We start from the raw sequence: 16,172 nt of genomic DNA, 5'->3' as shown, positions 1-16,172 counted from the left end.
CACTCCGATCAATGGCCGGCCATCGCAGGCACTTCGCCGGGGATCATGTCCCCCGGCACGGCATCGCCCGGCTCAAGCTCGTGCTCGGGCCCGAGTTCGCCTTCCCACTTGGCTACCACCGAGGTCGCGAGCGTGTTGCCGATCACGTTGGTGGCGCTGCGGCCCATGTCGAGGAAGGTGTCGATACCCATGATCATCAACAGGCCTGCCTCGGGGATGCCGAACTGCGACAGCGTCGAGGCGATCACCACGAGGGAAGCGCGCGGCACGCCGGCGACGCCCTTCGAGGTGATCATCAGGGTCGCCAGCATCGCGAGCTGGGTGCCGAGCGGCATGTCGATGTGGTAGCTCTGCGCGATGAAGACGCTCGCGAAGGTGCAGTACATCATGGTGCCGTCGAGATTGAAGGAATAGCCGAGCGGCAGCACGAAGCTCGATATCCGCGACGAGGCGCCGAACTTGTTCAGCCCCTCCAGGGTTTTCGGATAGGCCGCTTCGGAGCTCGCGGTGGAGAACGCGATCATCAGCGGCTCGCGGATCAGCTTCAGCAGATGGGCGTAGCGCGGCCCGATCACGATGAAGCCCACGACCACCAGGATGCCCCACAGCAGCGCGAGCGAGAGATAGAAGCCACCCATGAAGACGATGAGCTTCCAGAGCACCAGCAGGCCGTTCTTGGCAACCGTCGCGGTGATGGCGGCCCAGACCGCGAACGGCGCGAACAGCATCACATAGCCCGTCACCTTGAGCATGATGTGGCCGATATCGTCGATCAGCGCCAGGATCGGCTTGGAGCGCTCGGGCATCGAACCCATCGCCACCGAGAAGAACACGGCGAAGATCACGATCTGCAGGATCTCGTTCTGCGCCATCGCGTCCGCGATCGAGGTCGGGATCAGATGGGTCAGGAATTTTTCGATCGAGAAGGCGGAAACCGGCAGGCCGGTCGACTGCGCCTTGTCAGGCAGCGTACCCGGGAAATTCGCGCCGGGCTGGAGCAGATTGACCATCACGAGGCCGAGCATCAGCGAGACGAAAGAGGCGCTGACGAACCAGCCCATGGTCTTGGCGAAGATGCGGCCGAGCTTGGAGCCCGAACCCATATGAGCAATGCCGCCGACCAGGGTCGCAAACACCAGCGGCGCGATGATCATCTTGATCAGGCGCAGGAAAATCACGGCGATCAGGTTGATGGACGAGGCCCAATCGCCCCGCGTATCGGGCAGGAAGTTGTAGATCGCCGCGCCCATGATGATGCCGAGCACCATCGCCACCAGAATGAATTGCGTAAACCTGTTCGACATTGAACACCCCCGCTACACCGACCGCTTCATGATGTCGCAGATATGACGGCTGCGCAACACGCTTGGCGTGCGATCGTCGGGGCGGATGTTCCCGTTGCGAAACTGGCGCCCGCGATCTAGCCTTCATGCAGCGCACAACGAAAGCGGCTTGCACGTTTTTCTTGCGGCAGCTGCATCAATAATCGTCAAACGACCGAGGGGAAACATCATGAGCGGCAGCGTCAATCGTCAGATTCTTTTGGTGGAAAAGCCCAGCGGCAAGCTCGGCCCCGAGCACTTCAAGCTGGTCGAAGGTGCGGTGCCCGAGCCGAAGGACGGCGAGGCCTTGCTGCGCGTGCGATACATCTCGCTCGACGCCGCCAACCGCGCCTGGATGCACGGCGCGACCTATCGTTCAGCAGTCGAAGCCAACAGCGTGATGGCCGGCGGCGCCATCGCCGAGGTCGTCAGCTCGAAGGCGCCGGGGCTTGCGCCGGGCGACATCGTGTTCGGCGACACCGGCTGGCAGGAGTTGGCGGCAGTGCCCGCCAAGCACCTCACCAAGATGCCGAAGCTCGAGCCGATGACGCATCTGCTCAGCGTGTTCGGCATCGCCGGCCTCACGGCTTATTTCGGACTGCTGGAGATCGGCAAGCCCAAAGAGGGCGAGACGGTCGTGGTCTCCGCGGCCGCGGGCTCGGTCGGCTCGATCGTCGGGCAGATCGCGAAGATCAAGGGATGCCGCGTGGTCGGCATCGCCGGCGGCGCCGACAAGTGCAACTGGCTGACCTCCGAGCTCGGCTTCGATGCAGCCGTCGACTACAAGGACGGCGCGGTGTTCAAGGCGTTGCGCGCGGCAGCTCCGAAGGGCATCGACGTCTATTTCGACAATGTCGGCGGCGACATTCTCGAAGCCTGCCTGCCGCAGATGAACAATTACGGCCGCATCGCCTGCTGCGGCGCGATCTCGCAATATGACGGCGCGCCCTCGGCACACGGCCCGCGCGGCGTGCCCGGCCTGATCGTGGTGAAACGGCTCGTCATGCAGGGCTTCATCGTGATGGACTACATGAAGGAAAGCCAGCGCGCCCTCGTCGACCTCCAGGCCTGGGTCACATCCGGCAAGCTGAAGGTGCAGGAGGACATCATCGACGGCCTCGAGAACACGCCGAAGGCGCTGATCGGATTGCTGGCGGGCGACAACCGCGGCAAGCGGATGGTCAAGCTCTGACGACGTAGTTACGTCGCAATTGCAAAGCCAAAATCTACTTGCGGTAGAGGTCGCGGCGGCCAATGATGCCGCGCGCGGCATCACCCGCGACGATTGTTTGCATCACATTTGAAAAATTGTCGGCGTTATCGACAGGGCGGGAATTCACTCAGATGTTCAACATGTTGAAACATGCGTCGGCACGCGGGACGTTGCTGGCGGCGGCTCTCTTCGCAACTGCAGCAGGCGCGTTCGCACAAGCACCGACCGAGGCGCAGAAGAGCGCGATCCGCTCCGCATGCCGCTCGGACTTCATCGCGCACTGTTCGAGCGTCACGCCGGGCGGTGTGGAAGCTTATCAATGTCTGCAGAAGAACATGTCGGGCCTGTCCTCCGGATGCCAAACCGCGGTTCGCGCCGTCGAGCCAGCTGCGGCGCCGAAGGCCGAAGCCGCGCCGAAGACCGAAGCTGCACCCAAGGAGGCTGCACCCAAGGCGGAGACCGCGCCTGCCGCGCCGAAGGCTGAAACCGCTCCCGCCGCAAAGCCGGCTGCCGCGCCCAAGGCCGCCGCAGCCGCCCCGGCGACCAAACAGCCGAGCAGCGCGCAGGTCGCTGCCGTCAAGAGCGCGTGCCGCGCCGATTATCCCAAGGTGTGCGCCAGCGTCCCGCCGGGCGGCGCGCCCGCGCTCGAATGCCTGGAGAAGAACAAGGCAAGGGTTTCGCCGGCCTGCGAGAAGGCCGTGAGCGCCGCGGCCGGCGGTGGCGCGGCAGCAACGGCGGCACCTGCGGGCGCAGCTCCTGCAGCGGCAGCAGCACCGGCAGCCGCGCCCGCCGTGATCGTGCTGCGCCCGCTGCGGCCACGCGAAGAGCTGTTCATCGTCCAGTCCGCATGTCGCGAGGATGTCCGCACGCTGTGCGGCAGCGTGGCGCCAGGTGGCGGTCGGATCATCCAATGCGTTGCCAGCAACGCCGCGTCGTTGTCGCCCGCCTGCAAGGACGTGCTGGCGCCGTTCGCTGCACGCTAGAGAAGCAAGCCGTCCGGCGGCCCGCCGCACCACGGCGCTGGTGAACGGCGGCTGGATCAAGCCCTGCGTCTGACCTGCGGATGGCCAAGCCGGCGCGGTTTGGCTATGCTTCGCACGTCACTGCTTCGGACACGCGCCAAACGCGCGTCCGGACATGAGCTTCGGCGTGCCGCGCGCTTCGCCGATAATTCCGCTGGCGCGGGAAGCCGGAGCACATTAGTCTACCCCTAGATAGTAAGTATACTGTCAATCAGGGAGGACAGACGTTGCGGATCGCCGTGATTGGCGGGGGGCCCGGTGGGCTCTACTTCGCCTATCTCTGGAAGAAGCGTCATCCCGAGGATCAGGTCGACCTGTTCGAACAGAACCCGGCCGACGCGACCTGGGGCTTTGGCGTCGTGTTCTCGGACCAGGCCCTGGAATTCTTGCGTGCCGACGACCCCGAGACGGTCGACGCGATCGCGCCGCACATGGAGAGCTGGGAGAACATCACGCTGAACCTGAGCGGCGACAGCGTGGCCATCGACGGTGTCGGCTTCTCCTCGATCGGCCGGCTCGAACTCTTGCGATTCCTGCAGCAGCGCGCGCTCGATGCCGGCGTCACCCCACGCTTCGACACGCCGATCCACTCCATCGACCAGCTCAACGGCCATGATCTGATCGTCGCCGCCGACGGGCTGAACTCGCTGGTACGCCGCGCCTTCGAGGGCGATTTCGGCACCTCGCTGTCCTACTCCTCCAACAAGTTCGTCTGGTACGGCACCTCGAAACGCTTCGACACGCTGTCGCAGACCTTCGTCAAGACCGACCGCGGCGCCTTCAACGCCCACCACTACCGCTACTCGCCGACCATGAGCACGTTCCTGGTCGAATGCGACCACGCGACCTGGCAGGCCTACGGTTTCGCCTACAAGGACGTGGAGCAGTCCAAGGGTGTCTGCGAGGAGGTGTTCGCCGACACGCTCGGCGGCCGCTCGCTGGTCTCCAATAAATCGGTCTGGCGCAACTTCCCCTGGGTCTGGAACGAGCACTGGTCGTTCAAGAACATGGTGCTGCTCGGTGACGCCCTGCACTCGGCGCATTTCTCGATCGGCTCTGGCACGCGGCTCGCAATCGAGGACGCCATTGCGCTGGTCAAGGCGCTGGAATCGGATGCCCATCTCTCGACCGCCCTGCATCGCTACCAGGCCGCGCGAAAGCCGGTGGTGCAGAAGCTCGTCAACGCCGCGCGGACCAGCGCTTTCTGGTACGAGCACTTTGCTCAGCACATGCAGCAGGGCCTGATGGACTTTGCCTATAGCTACATCACCCGCTCAGGCCGCATCGACGACTCCCGCCTGCGCGCGATGTCGCCGGCCTTCATGGCGCGCTACGAAGCCGCCAAGAACGGTGGGGACGAGGCATGAGCGAGCAGATTCACGACCAGGTGCCCGCCAACAGCGCGGGCGCGCGCGAGATCGGCTTTTCCGTTCCGCAGGTCTACAATGCCAGCCGCGTGCTGTTCGACAATCTCGCAAGAGGATGCGGCGACAAGCTCGCGCTCATTGGCCCCGCGGGCACGCGCACCTACGCGGAGCTCTGCGCGGAAGCCGGGCGCTGGGGCAACGGCTTTGCCTCGCTCGGCCTCGAGCGCGGCAACCGCGTGCTGCTGTTCCTCGACGATACCCCGGCCTATCCGGCAGCGTTCTTCGGCGCGGTGCGCGCCGGCTTCGTGCCGCTGCTGATCAACACGCTGACGCCGCCGGATCTGCTGCAATTCTATCTCGCCGATTCCGGCGCTTCTGTCGCGGTGGCGGATGCCGAGTTCTGTGCACGTTTCAACGCCGAGGCCTGCAAGGACACGCCCCTGCATACGCTGGTCGTCGTCAATGGCGCGGTGAGCGATCACGCAGCACCAAACGCCATCTCTGCCGCCGGTTGGCTTCCGCAATTTCCGACTGAGCTCGCGGAAGCCGACACGCACCGCAACGAGATGGCGCTCTGGATGTACTCGTCCGGATCGACCGGCCGGCCCAAGGGCATCGTGCATCTCCAGCACGACCTGGCCTATAGCGAGGCCGCCTTTGCCCGGGACGTGCTGAAGCTGGCTCCCGGCGACATCTGCTTCTCGGTGCCGAAAATCTTCTTCGCCTATGGCTTTGGCAACGCGATCACCTTCCCGTTCTCGGCGGGCGCGACGACGCTGCTGTTGCCGGGCCAGCCGAAGCCCGCGGCGATCTTCAAGGCGATCGAGCAATACAAGCCGACGGTCTTCTTCGGCCTGCCGACGCTTTATACGTCGCTGACCAAGGCCGAGGGTGCGGACAGGACCGACTTCTCGTCCCTGCGCATGGCGCTCTCAGCCGCAGAGGTGCTCTCGGCCGACGTTTTCAACGGCTGGAAGACGCTCACCGGTCTCGAGATCGTCGAAGGCCTCGGCTCGACCGAGGTGCTGCACATCTATCTCTCCAACCGCCCCGAGCGGAAGAAGCTCGGCGCCGCCGGCCTGCGCGTGCCCGGCTACGAGGTCGCGCTGCGCGACAAGGACGGCCGGGACGTCGCCGACGACGAGGAAGGCATCTTGTGGGTGCGCGGCGATTCCAACACGCCGCTGTACTGGAACCGGCCGGACAAATCCGCCGAGACCATCCGCGAAGGCGGCTGGATCTACACCGGCGACCGCTTCGTCCGCGATGCCGACGGCTTTCACTTCTTCCGCGGCCGCGCCGACGATCTCATCAAGATCTCCGGCCAGTGGGTCTACCCGCTTGAGGTCGAGCTGTGCCTCGCCGATCACCCGGACATCCGCGAATGCGCGGTGTTCGCGGCCGAGCTGCCGGACCGGCGCATGACGCTGAAGGCAGTCGTGGTGATGAACAGCCGCGCGGCGGATCAGAGCGAGACGACCCGCAGGCTGCAGGACTACGTGAAAGGCAAGCTGCTTCCGTACAAGTATCCGCGTGAGGTGATCTTCATCGACGAGTTGCCGAAGACGGGGACAGGGAAGATCGACCGGCAGGCGCTGTTGCGGATGTGAGGAAGGACGTGGCCACACTCTCGCTGTCGTCCCGGCGAAGGCCGGGACCCATACGCCGAGTGAGAGTTATTGCGCGAGCTGGTCACCACCTGTCTTCGCCAAACCCAACTAGGTGGTTATGGGTCCCGGCCTTCGCCGGGACGACGGCGGTATTTGACGCCCCCACCCTCACCCCGCCTTCCCCATATGCTCCAGCGCGTCCTCCGCCCGGAGCGGCACCCGCGATGCCTCGTTGTTGAGATCGACGAGCTGCACCAGGAGCCCCATCAGCGCCTTGCGGTCCGCCGGCTTGAGCGGTTCGAGCATCCGCGCCTGGGCGCGTTCGACGGCGGGAATGATGTCGCGCAGGATCGCCGCGCCTGATTTGGTCAAATAGAGCAGCTTGATCCGCTTGTCTTCCGGCGCTGGCCTGCGCTCGACGAAATCCTTGGCCTGAAGCCGCTCAATCACGCTGCCGAGCGTGGAGCGGTCGAAGGCGATCACCGCGGACAGCCGCGTCGCGTCGATGCCGGGATGGGTGTGGATCGCGATCAGCGCCGCGTATTGCACCGGCGTGAGGTCGAACGCCTTGCACTCCTCCATAAAGATCGAGACCGCGATCTGCTGCATGCGACGGAACAGATAGCCCGGCGCGGCATAAACCGCGTCTATCGTGATCTGAGGCGCAGGCTTACTCGGCATCGGGTTGGTTCTCCGGCGCGGCGTTGACGAACGCCGGCAGCGTCTTGGCCGCAGCTTCCGCCTTCAGCAGGCGCGGATAGGCAGAGACGTCGACGCCGAAGCGGCGCGCATTGGCGAGCTGCGGCACCAGGCAGAGGTCGGCGAGCGTCGGCGCATCCCCGAAGCAGAACGGGCCCGGCTCGGCGCTGATCAGCGTCTCGCAGGCCGCGAGCCCCTCGCGGTTGACCCAGGCCGCCCAGTCCTGAACCTTCTCCTCAGGCAGCCCGAGCTCGCGCAGCCGCGCCAGCACCTTCAGATTCTGCACGGGGTGAGTGTCGCAGGCGATCGCCAAGGCGAACGCCCTCACCTTGGCGCGCTGCAAAATATCCTTCGGCAGCAGCGGCGGGTTGGGATGGGTCTCGTCGAGCCATTCGATGATGGCAACCGATTGGGTCAGCACTGCGCCCGCATCGTTCTCCAGCGCGGGCACCAGGCCCTGCGGATTGATGGCGAGATAGGCGGGCGCGCATTGCTCGCCCTTGCGAAGGTGATGCGGCAGGTGCTCGGCACCGAGACCCTTGAGGTTTAGCGCGATTCGTACCCGGTAGGCGGCGCTGGAGCGGAAATAGCCGTGCAGCTTCATCGGAACCCTCCCGTTTCGTTCTCGTTCGCACGTTGACGCTACCTAGATCGTAAGTATACTGTCAATCAACAAAATGACGGGAGCGCACCATGGAAGCCGTGACCAAGACGCCGGAACGCGAGGCGTTCTACAAGAAGATCGACGGCGAGAATCTCACCGCGCTCTGGACCGTCATGAGCGATTTGATCACGCCGGAGCCGAAGAGCGCCTGCCGGCCCCATCTGTGGAAGTTCGACATCATCCGCGACTACATGACGGAAGCCGGCAAGCTGATCACGGCGAAAGAAGCCGAGCGGCGCGTACTGGTGCTGGAAAATCCCGGCCTGCGCGGGCAGTCGAAAATCACCACGTCGCTCTATGCCGGCGTGCAGATGGTGGTGCCCGGCGACGTCGCGCCCGCCCACCGGCACAGCCAATCGGCACTGCGCTTCGTTCTCGAAGGCAAGGGCGCCCACACAGCGGTTGACGGCGAGCGCACCGCGATGGAGCCCGGCGACTTCATCATCACGCCGTCGATGACCTGGCACGATCATTCCAACGAGACCGACCAGCCGATGTTCTGGCTCGACGGTCTCGACATTCCGCTGGTGCAGTTCTTCGACTGCTCCTTCGCGGAAGTCTCCAACGAGGATCAGCAGAAGATTACAAGGCCCGCCGGCGACAGCTTCGCGCGCTACGGCCACAATTTGCTGCCGGTCGACGTGAAGCGGAGCTCGAAGACCTCGCCGATCTTCAGCTATCCCTATGCCTACACGCGCGAGGCACTAGAGAAGGCCCGCGCGAGCCAGGAGTGGGACGCATGTCACGGGCTGAAGCTGAAGTTCAGCAACCCCGAGACCGGCGACTTCGCGATGCCGACCATCGGCACCTTCATTCAGTTGCTGCCGAAGGGCTTCAAGACCGCGCGCTATCGCGCGACGGACGCAACAGTGTTCTGTCCGATCGAAGGCCACGGCCGTACCCGCATCGGGGAATCGACCTTCGAATGGGGCCCGCGCGATTTGTTCGTGGTGCCGAGCTGGCAATGGGTCACGCACGAGGCGGATATGGACGCGGTCCTGTTCAGCTTCTCGGACCGACCCGTGCAGCAGAAGCTGGACTTGTTCCGCGAGGATCGTGGGAACGTTTAGGCTGCGCTGTCAGCCCCGTCGTCATTGCGAGCGCAGCGAAGCAATCCAGAATCTTTCTGGGGCGACAGTCTGGATTGCTTCGCTGCGCTCGCAATGATGGAGTAAACCTCACCGCCAGTGCAACAGCCGTGTCTCCAGCCAGTTGATCACCCGCCCCACCATCAATCCAAACACCGACAAAATCACCACGCCCGCGAGCAGCTGATCCGTCTGCATCAAATTGCCGGCCTGCAGCACGAACGCGCCGATGCCGTATTGCGCGCCGATCATCTCGGCGCTGACGACGAGCAGCAGCGCCACCGACGACGTGATGCGGAAGCCGGCGAGGATCGCGGGCAGCGCGCCCGGCCAGACCACCTTGCGCACGATGGTGGCGAACGGCACGTTGAAGCTTTGTGCCATGCGGATCAGGTTGCGCGGCACCGCGTCGACACCGCTATAGACCGAGATCGCGGTAGAGAAGAACACCCCGAGCGCAATGGTCGCGATCTTGGGCTCTTCACCGATGCCGAGCCAGAGGATCAACAGCGGCAGCAGCGCGATTTTCGGGATCGGAAACAGCGCCGAGATGAAAGTGATGCCGACGCTGCGCGCCAGCCGCGACAGGCCGATGGCAAAGCCAACCGCGACACCGGCCGCCGTGCCGAGCAGCCAGCCGACACCGATGCGCAGGAGCGACGCGGAAAGGTGCTGCCACAGCGCACCCGAGATCGCGAGCTGGTAGATCGCACGCGCGATCGCCGATGGTGGTGGCAGGAACAGCGGATTGACGAGACCGCCGCTGCCCGCCGCCTGCCAGATGGCAATGACCAGCGCGAGCGCGATCCAGCCGCCGAAACGGCTGCTCGCCGGCACGAAGCCGGCGCCGCGAAAACGGACGCGCCGGACCAATTCATCCTTCACAGATGTTCCCGCCGGAGCGCGATCAAGCATGCTGGACCTCGCGCTCGGCATCGATCGCCTCGTTGCGGATCAGCGACCAGATCTGGTTCTGCAGCGCGAGCAGCTTTTCACGGGCTGCAATGTCACCGCGCTCGGTGCGCGTCATCGGCACGCTCACGACCTCGCGAATGCGGCCAGGACGCCGCGACAGCACCACGATGCGGTCGGCAAGCCGCGCCGCCTCTTCGAGATTATGCGTGACATAGACCGCGCCCATGCCGCCATCGGCGAGCAGCCGGACGAAATCCTCCATCAGCAGTTCGCGGGTCTGCGAATCCAGCGCCGACAACGCCTCATCCATCAGCAGGATGGCGGGGCGCACAGCGAGCGCGCGCGAAATGCCGACGCGCTGGCGCATGCCGCCGGAAAGCTGCTTCGGATAGGTTTTGCGAAAATCGGTCAGACCGGTGCGGCGCAAGGCGTCGTCGACCAGCGCGCGGCGCTGCACGGTCGAGAGCTGGGTGTGCAGCAGTGGGAATTCGACGTTCTCTTCCACATTGGCCCAGGGCAGCAGCGCAAAATCCTGGAACACGAAGGTGAGCGGATTGAGACTGTCCGCCGGCGGCGATCCACGCAGCTCAGGCGCGCCGGAGGTCGGCAGCAACAGCCCGCCGAGGATCGACAGCAGCGTGCTCTTGCCGCAGCCCGAGGGCCCCACGATCGCCACCACCTCGCCCGCCCCGACGGTGAACGAGACGTCGTCGAGCACGGCGAGATCGCCGAAACGATGGGTGATGTGGTTGGCGATCAGGTCCATAGGCTGCGTTCTACTCTCAATCCGCCTTCACAAATTCCTTGGCTATGATCGCATTCGCGTCGAAGCCCTTGTCGGCAAAACCCTGCTCCTGGAGCCATTTGATCTGATTGTCGACGTTCTTCACATCCAGCTTGCCGTCGGGATCGATATAGGCGCAATTGCCGACCACCTGCTCGACCGGCAGGTTCGTATACTTGGCGATGATCTCCAGCAGCGGCTTTGTCTTGTCATTGATCGGCGCGACGCCATCCTTCATCGCGGCAAGGATGACGTCGTGATATTCGCGGTCGGCCTTTGCCAAAGCGCCGAGCAGCTTCGTCACCAGCACCTTGTTGGTCAGCGTCTTCGGCGAGGCGAACACCGCGCCCAATTGCCAGGGTGTCTCGTCGCCGACCCAGCCGAGAAACTTCGCACCGCCGTCGTCCATCAGCTTTCGCGCGGTGGAGATCGGCAGCAGCGCGGCGTCCACGGTTTCGCCCTTCAGCGCGGCTGCCGCATTCGACAGCGATTGCAACGGCACGATCTTCACGTCGGCGAGCTTGAAGCCGTATTTGTCGGCAAGCAGGCCGAGCGAATAGTGAAAGGAGGAGCCGACCTGCGTCATCGCCACGCGCTTGCCCGCGAGATCCTTCGGCGTCTTCAGGCCGCTCGCATAGGCGTTGTTGCTGGCGAAATAGCCGATCAGGGGATAGCCGGCCTTCTCGCGGCTCATGCCGCCGATCACCTTGAGCACGCCCTTGCCGGCGAGATTGTAGAGACCGGCGGTAAAGGCGGTGACGCCGAAATCGATGTCGCCCGAGGTCGTCGCCACCGCGATCGGCTGCGCCGCATCGAAGAATTTCAGCTCGACGTCGAGGCCAGCCTCGCGGAAATAGCCCTTGTCCTGCGCGATGAAGACCGGCGCGGAGGAGGATAGCCTGAGCACCCCGATCCTGGCCTTCAGCGCGTCCTCGGCTCGGGCCGTGCCCATCGCTGTGATCGCCATCAGGGCAGCTAGCGCGAGCCGCACAATTCCGGTCATTTCGTTTCCTCGCCGTCGTTATCTTGCAGTCGGTTACAGGCCCTCGGGCACGGGCTGGTCCCGTCCGATGAAGGCGCCCTGTTGTTTCAACGTTTCCTGCAGCTTTTCAACGGGGATGTCACGCGGGATCCGGTTTCCGGAGAGCGCCAGCGCGGCGGCGGAACCGGCGGTCTCCCCCATCACGAAACAGGCACCGGAGACCCGGGCCGCCGACTGGCCCTCATGGGTCATCGAGGCGCAGCGGCCGGCGACCAGCAGATTGTCGACGCGTTCGGGCACCAGCATGCGGTAAGGCAGCTCGTTATAGCCGCGCGATTCCGGGATCGGCGGGAAGGTGAAGACGACGTCGCCGGGGACATGGGCCTCGATCGGCCAGCCATTGACCCCGATGGAATCCTCGAACGAGGCGCAGCCGAGCACGTCCTCGCCGCTAAGCTGATAGCCGCCGGTGATGCGGCGGGTTTCGCGGATGCCGAGCTGCGGCGGCAGGTCGACGATGTAGGATTTTTCAAAGCCCGGCACGGTGCGCAGGAATTCGAATGCGGCGAGCGCTTGCTTGCGGCCCTCGATCTCGCCGCGGGTGAGATCGTCAGGCTCGATGCCGTTGATGGCATGGCCGTCCTCGCGCGCCACTTGCGTGAAGTTCACCCGCCATTCGATGCCGGACTTCTGCGGCCGCACGATCGCGCTCTTGCGCGGGAATGTGTGGGTGCCGGCGGCGGTTGCCTTCTCCATCAATTGCGGGATGGTGCGCCAGGCATCGCCGGCCTTCGCGGGATCGATGCCGTTGAGACGGAGCATCATCGACGGGTACATCGGATGACCGTGCTCGTCGCCGAATTCGAACGGCGCGCCGGCCCAGACCGCAAGATCGCCGTCGCCGGAGCAATCGATGAAGATCTCCGATCGCACCGCCTGCCGGCCGGCCTTGGTCTCGACCATCAGCGCATCGATGCGCCGATCGTTGCCCATCACGACGCCGGCACCGAGCGCATGGAAGAGGATGTGCACCTTGTGACTGGCGAGCAGTTGGTCGGCCGCGATCTTGTAGGCGGCGGTGTCGTAGGCCTGGGCGAAGACCTTGCCGAGAATCAGATGCGGCGCATTGAGGCCGTTCAAGCGATCGATCCGCGCCAGCAGCTCGGACGCCATGCCCTGCACCAGCCGGTGGGCCTCGCCGTAAACATTGCCGTGCAGGCCGCAGAAATTGGTGACGCCGGCAGCGGTCCCCATGCCGCCAAGAAAGCCGTAGCGCTCGATCAGCAGCGTCTTCCGTCCCGCGCGTGCGCTTGAGGCCGCCGCCACGATGCCGGCCGGACCGCCGCCGAGCACGACCACTTCATATTCGCCATAGATCGGCACATGGCGCGCCGGTTCTTCGATCGTCATGGCCTGCATGGCGCGTTCTGCTCCCGAAATCTGTTGTTAAGCCGACTATGAATTAACGCGGGCCGGGCTACAATCCACCAAAATACACGATCAGCTTTCGCGAATCGAGAAAGGTGAAAAATGGACGTCCTCGTGAACCTCCAAGCCTTCCTCGCCACCGCGGACGCCGCCGGATTTTCCGCCGCGGCGAGAAAACTCAACGTCGCGACTTCGGTGGTCGCAAAGCGGGTCACCCAATTGGAGGCGCGGATCGGCACGCCGCTGTTTCATCGCTCGACGCGACAATTGCGGCTGACCGCGGCCGGCCAGGAATATGTCCAGAGGGCGCGGAGCGTGGTCGCCGATGTCGGCGATCTCCTGTCGCGCATGGGCGAGAAAGGACATGATCTTATCGATCATTTGCGTATCAAGGCACCGACATCGCTGACCATCGCCCGGCTTGCCGATGTGTTCAGCGCGTTCCAGACCCAAAACCCGAAGCTGAAACTCGAAATCGTCTTGATCGACCGTCCCGTCGATCCGGTGACGGAAGGATTCGATATCGCCATCGGCGCGTTCCCGCATTCGTTCGGCGGTGTGGTCGACGAACCCCTATGCCGATTGAAGCGCTTGTTGTGCGCGTCACCGGCCTATCTCAGCGCACACGGCATGCCGCGGCACCCGCGCGATCTGGTCGATCATCGTTGCCTGAGTTTTCTTCCCACCGGCCCGGACTGGGTGTTCGACGGGCCGCGCGACCGTATCACCGTTCAGGTCCGCCCGCTGTTGAGTTCGAACGAAGGCCACGTGCTCGTGAAGAGCGCGATCGCCGGCAACGGCATCGCCTTCATCTCGCACTACCTTGCGGAAGAGGCCCTACGCCAAGGCACGTTGCAGGTCGTGTTGCCGGATTTTCCAATCCCCGATTTATGGGTCAAGGCAACCATTCCCGAGCGACGGGTCCAGGCTGCAGCGGTTCAGGCGCTATTGCGCGAATTGAAGAGTTCGCTGTTGCCGGTGCTGTAAGGCCCGTTTCGTTTGCACCGGCGGCGTCGCCGATTTCTCCGGGAATTCAGGCCGCCGAGCGGATGGTGTGGAGGAAATCGTCGACGTTCGACTTCATTGAATCCGCCTGCTGCTTGAGGGCCGCCGCGACCGTAAGAGCGGCTTCAGCACCGGCGTCGGTCTCGCCCGCCACCGCGCGCACCTGACCGATTTCCTGCGTCACCGCCGTGGTGCCGTTGGCCGCCTCTTCGACGTTGCGGGCGATTTCGCCCGTTGCCGCGCCCTGCTCTTCGACCGCCGCGGCGATCGCGGTGGCGATGTCGGCCATTTCCTTGACGGTGGTGCCGAACTGCTTGATCGCCTGGACCGATTGGCCGGTCGCGCTCTGGATCGTCGCGATCTGGCTGGCGATCTGCTCGGTCGCCTGCGCTGTCTGGGTCGCGAGACTCTTGACCTCGCTGGCGACGATCGCGAAGCCCCGGCCGGCGTCACCGGCGCGCGCCGCTTCGATGGTCGCGTTCAGTGCCAGCAGATTGGTCTGACTGGCGATGGCCTGAATCAATTGAATGATGGTGCCGATCTTTTCAGCCGCATCCGACAGCCCATGGATCAAATCGGAGGTGCGGTTGGTCTCGTCGGTCGCCCGGTTCGAGACCGCGACGGAGCGATGCACCTGGCTCGAGATTTCGCGGATCGAGGCCGCGAGCTGCTGGGTGGCGGAGGCGACGGTCTGCACGTTCATCGATGCCTGCTCGGCGCGGGTCGCGACCGCTTCGGCGAGCCCGCGACCACGCTCGGCGACCTTTGCCAACTCCTCGGCGCTGCGCCCCATGTCGTCGGCGCGACCACCGACACCGGCAATCACCCCCTGCATGCCCTGCTCGAAGCGGCCGGCAAGATCAGACATCATGCGGGCACGGTCGGCCTCGGTAGCTTCGCGCTGTGCCGTGGCTTCGCCTTCCATGCGACGAACCGCCAGTGCGTTTTCGCGGAACACCTCGACGGCACGCGCCATGCGGCCGATTTCGTCGCGCGATTCGCCGCCCGGAATGGGATCATCGAGCTCGCCCGCCGCCAGCGATTGCATCCGGTCTGTCATGCCGCGAATCGGGCCGGATACGCTGGCGCCGATCAGCCATGCGAGCACCGCTCCCAGCAGCAGCGCGCCGGCCGCGGTCGCGATGACGGTCTGTTTGGTTTGATCGACCGCTGCCGAGGTCTTGTCACCCTGCTCGGCGCGCACGGTGCCGAGCTTCGCATTGATCTTGTTGACCTGATCGTCGATCGCCGCACTCGCCTTCTTCAGTTCGGCCTGCCTGGCGCGTAGATCGGCGGCAACCTTGATGACCTCTTCGAGCGCCGTCGTGTCGGCGGCGATCGCGGTCTTGAGTGCTGCGACCAGCGTCTTCAATTTGGGGGCGTCCGCCGTCGCCAGCTCAGCCTCGGTGTCTGCGATCGCCAACTGGGCGTAGGACAACGCCTGCCTGGCGTCGTCGGCATCGCCTGTCGACAAAGTGGAGCCATAGCGCATCACGGTGACGCGCAGCGCGTCGACGACGCCGGCCAGCCGCATCGGGTTGACAAGCCGTTCCGCGTCATCCGAGCGATTGGCGAGTGCAACCTGAATGCCGCTGACATTGAGGCCGGCGGCCGCGCCCTGGGCGTCGGTCTTCGTGGTGGCGGCGCGCAGCCGATCCGCGGCATCCGCCGCCGCGGTGAACGACGAACGATAGGTTTCCAGCGCCGTCTTGACCGGGCCGATGCCTTCCGCGATCGCTTGCAGTTTGCCGAATTGCCGATCGGCCTGATCGGCCAGTTTGCCCACGCCGTCGATCGCCTTGGCTGCGGCATCCTTGTCGCCGACATTCCAGGTTCGGATGAATTTCTCGACCGCCGAGTTCGCTTCCAAAAGCGCGGCACGCGCCTGTGACATGCCGGCGTCGCCAGCAGCGCTGGTCACGAGGTCATTGACCGTTCCTCCGATCCGCTCGACCTGGACTACGGCGAAGCCCGCCAGCAGGACCAGAAAGCTGAGAACCAGCGCGAAACCGCCAAACACGCGCGGACGGATGCCGATCCGGGACATCATGTGCGATAATTTCATGGGAATCC

General features: G+C 64.6%; 14 protein-coding genes. 6 read left to right on the top strand and 8 right to left on the bottom strand.

The genetic code is table 11. From position 1 onward, the window contains the following. Window positions 1-8: 8 nt before the first annotated feature. Window positions 9-1,304 (bottom strand): dicarboxylate/amino acid:cation symporter, encoded by a 1,296-nt coding sequence (locus tag IVB45_RS02435; protein ID WP_027569994.1) that lies wholly within the window; start codon window positions 1,302-1,304, stop codon window positions 9-11. Window positions 1,305-1,512: 208 nt separating this feature from the next. On the opposite strand from IVB45_RS02435, the gene IVB45_RS02430 reads away from it, so the two are divergent. From IVB45_RS02430 to IVB45_RS02415, 4 genes are all read left to right on the top strand, one after another. After that, on the top strand, window positions 1,513-2,514 hold the full coding sequence (locus IVB45_RS02430; protein WP_247363000.1) for an NADP-dependent oxidoreductase: 1,002 nt from the start codon (window positions 1,513-1,515) through the stop codon (window positions 2,512-2,514). Window positions 2,515-2,666: 152 nt separating this feature from the next. Then, window positions 2,667-3,518 carry a cysteine rich repeat-containing protein gene (locus IVB45_RS02425; protein WP_247363002.1) on the top strand — a complete coding sequence of 284 codons (852 nt, stop codon included), beginning with the start codon at window positions 2,667-2,669 and terminating at the stop codon, window positions 3,516-3,518. Window positions 3,519-3,784: 266 nt separating this feature from the next. Beyond that, window positions 3,785-4,924, top strand: a complete 1,140-nt coding sequence (locus IVB45_RS02420; protein ID WP_027515222.1) for an FAD-dependent monooxygenase — start codon at window positions 3,785-3,787, stop codon at window positions 4,922-4,924. Continuing rightward, window positions 4,921-6,534, top strand: a complete 1,614-nt coding sequence (locus IVB45_RS02415; RefSeq protein ID WP_247363004.1) for a benzoate-CoA ligase family protein — start codon at window positions 4,921-4,923, stop codon at window positions 6,532-6,534. The genes IVB45_RS02420 and IVB45_RS02415 overlap by 4 nt, the downstream gene beginning before the upstream one ends. Window positions 6,535-6,702: 168 nt before the next feature. On the opposite strand, the gene IVB45_RS02410 is transcribed toward IVB45_RS02415, so the two are convergent. Next, window positions 6,703-7,215: a MarR family transcriptional regulator gene (locus IVB45_RS02410; protein WP_247363006.1), complete on the bottom strand. Its 513-nt coding sequence runs from the start codon at window positions 7,213-7,215 to the stop codon at window positions 6,703-6,705. Next, window positions 7,205-7,837 (bottom strand): maleylacetoacetate isomerase, encoded by a 633-nt coding sequence (gene maiA / locus IVB45_RS02405; protein WP_247363008.1) that lies wholly within the window; start codon window positions 7,835-7,837, stop codon window positions 7,205-7,207. Before maiA ends, IVB45_RS02410 begins: the two co-directional genes overlap by 11 nt. Before the next feature lie 89 nt (window positions 7,838-7,926). On the opposite strand from maiA, the gene gtdA reads away from it, so the two are divergent. Continuing rightward, complete coding sequence (gtdA, locus tag IVB45_RS02400) at window positions 7,927-8,967, top strand: gentisate 1,2-dioxygenase (protein WP_247363010.1); 1,041 nt, start codon at window positions 7,927-7,929, stop codon at window positions 8,965-8,967. 108 nt (window positions 8,968-9,075) lie between these two features. Here the strand turns inward: gtdA and IVB45_RS02395 are convergent, their stop codons facing one another. Genes IVB45_RS02395 through IVB45_RS02380 form a run of 4 tightly spaced genes read right to left on the bottom strand, consistent with a single transcriptional unit; the run spans window position 9,076 to window position 13,085 of the window. Continuing rightward, window positions 9,076-9,900 carry an ABC transporter permease gene (locus IVB45_RS02395; RefSeq protein WP_247283097.1) on the bottom strand — a complete coding sequence of 275 codons (825 nt, stop codon included), beginning with the start codon at window positions 9,898-9,900 and terminating at the stop codon, window positions 9,076-9,078. Continuing rightward, window positions 9,893-10,666, bottom strand: coding sequence for an ABC transporter ATP-binding protein (locus tag IVB45_RS02390; protein WP_247363012.1), 774 nt, complete (start codon window positions 10,664-10,666; stop codon window positions 9,893-9,895). The genes IVB45_RS02395 and IVB45_RS02390 overlap by 8 nt, the downstream gene beginning before the upstream one ends. A gap of 16 nt (window positions 10,667-10,682) precedes the next feature. Continuing rightward, entirely contained in the window at window positions 10,683-11,687 is a 1,005-nt protein-coding gene (locus tag IVB45_RS02385) for an ABC transporter substrate-binding protein (protein WP_247363014.1), read from the bottom strand. A 33-nt stretch (window positions 11,688-11,720) separates the two neighbouring features. Next, window positions 11,721-13,085, bottom strand: a complete 1,365-nt coding sequence (locus tag IVB45_RS02380) for an FAD-dependent oxidoreductase (RefSeq protein ID WP_247363016.1) — start codon at window positions 13,083-13,085, stop codon at window positions 11,721-11,723. 111 nt (window positions 13,086-13,196) lie between these two features. Between IVB45_RS02380 and IVB45_RS02375 the strand changes: the two genes are divergently transcribed. Further along, the gene (locus tag IVB45_RS02375) at window positions 13,197-14,081 is read left to right on the top strand and encodes a LysR family transcriptional regulator (RefSeq protein WP_247363017.1); all 885 of its coding nucleotides are present in this window, start codon (window positions 13,197-13,199) and stop codon (window positions 14,079-14,081) included. A gap of 46 nt (window positions 14,082-14,127) precedes the next feature. On the opposite strand, the gene IVB45_RS02370 is transcribed toward IVB45_RS02375, so the two are convergent. After that, a complete protein-coding gene (locus IVB45_RS02370) occupies window positions 14,128-16,164 on the bottom strand; it encodes a HAMP domain-containing methyl-accepting chemotaxis protein (protein WP_247363018.1) in 2,037 nt (678 codons plus the stop codon). Window positions 16,165-16,172 lie beyond the last annotated feature (8 nt).

It is taken from the genome of Bradyrhizobium sp. 4 (genome assembly GCF_023100905.1).
In the GTDB taxonomy this organism is placed as follows: Bacteria; Pseudomonadota; Alphaproteobacteria; order Rhizobiales; family Xanthobacteraceae; genus Bradyrhizobium.
This window is presented reverse-complemented; position numbering and strand designations above follow the sequence as displayed.

Excerpts from the sequence above, each read along its gene's own strand:
- IVB45_RS02435 (WP_027569994.1), bottom strand. The coding sequence starts at position 1,304 with ATGTCGAACAGGTTTACGCAATTCATTCTGGTGGCGATGGTGCTCGGC.
- IVB45_RS02430 (WP_247363000.1), top strand. The coding sequence starts at position 1,513 with ATGAGCGGCAGCGTCAATCGTCAGATTCTTTTGGTGGAAAAGCCCAGC.
- IVB45_RS02425 (WP_247363002.1), top strand. The coding sequence starts at position 2,667 with ATGTTCAACATGTTGAAACATGCGTCGGCACGCGGGACGTTGCTGGCG.
- IVB45_RS02415 (WP_247363004.1), top strand. The coding sequence starts at position 4,921 with ATGAGCGAGCAGATTCACGACCAGGTGCCCGCCAACAGCGCGGGCGCG.
- IVB45_RS02410 (WP_247363006.1), bottom strand. The coding sequence starts at position 7,215 with ATGCCGAGTAAGCCTGCGCCTCAGATCACGATAGACGCGGTTTATGCC.
- maiA (WP_247363008.1), bottom strand. The coding sequence starts at position 7,837 with ATGAAGCTGCACGGCTATTTCCGCTCCAGCGCCGCCTACCGGGTACGA.
- gtdA (WP_247363010.1), top strand. The coding sequence starts at position 7,927 with ATGGAAGCCGTGACCAAGACGCCGGAACGCGAGGCGTTCTACAAGAAG.
- IVB45_RS02395 (WP_247283097.1), bottom strand. The coding sequence starts at position 9,900 with ATGCTTGATCGCGCTCCGGCGGGAACATCTGTGAAGGATGAATTGGTC.
- IVB45_RS02390 (WP_247363012.1), bottom strand. The coding sequence starts at position 10,666 with ATGGACCTGATCGCCAACCACATCACCCATCGTTTCGGCGATCTCGCC.
- IVB45_RS02385 (WP_247363014.1), bottom strand. The coding sequence starts at position 11,687 with ATGACCGGAATTGTGCGGCTCGCGCTAGCTGCCCTGATGGCGATCACA.
- IVB45_RS02380 (WP_247363016.1), bottom strand. The coding sequence starts at position 13,085 with ATGCAGGCCATGACGATCGAAGAACCGGCGCGCCATGTGCCGATCTAT.
- IVB45_RS02375 (WP_247363017.1), top strand. The coding sequence starts at position 13,197 with ATGGACGTCCTCGTGAACCTCCAAGCCTTCCTCGCCACCGCGGACGCC.
- IVB45_RS02370 (WP_247363018.1), bottom strand. The coding sequence starts at position 16,164 with ATGAAATTATCGCACATGATGTCCCGGATCGGCATCCGTCCGCGCGTG.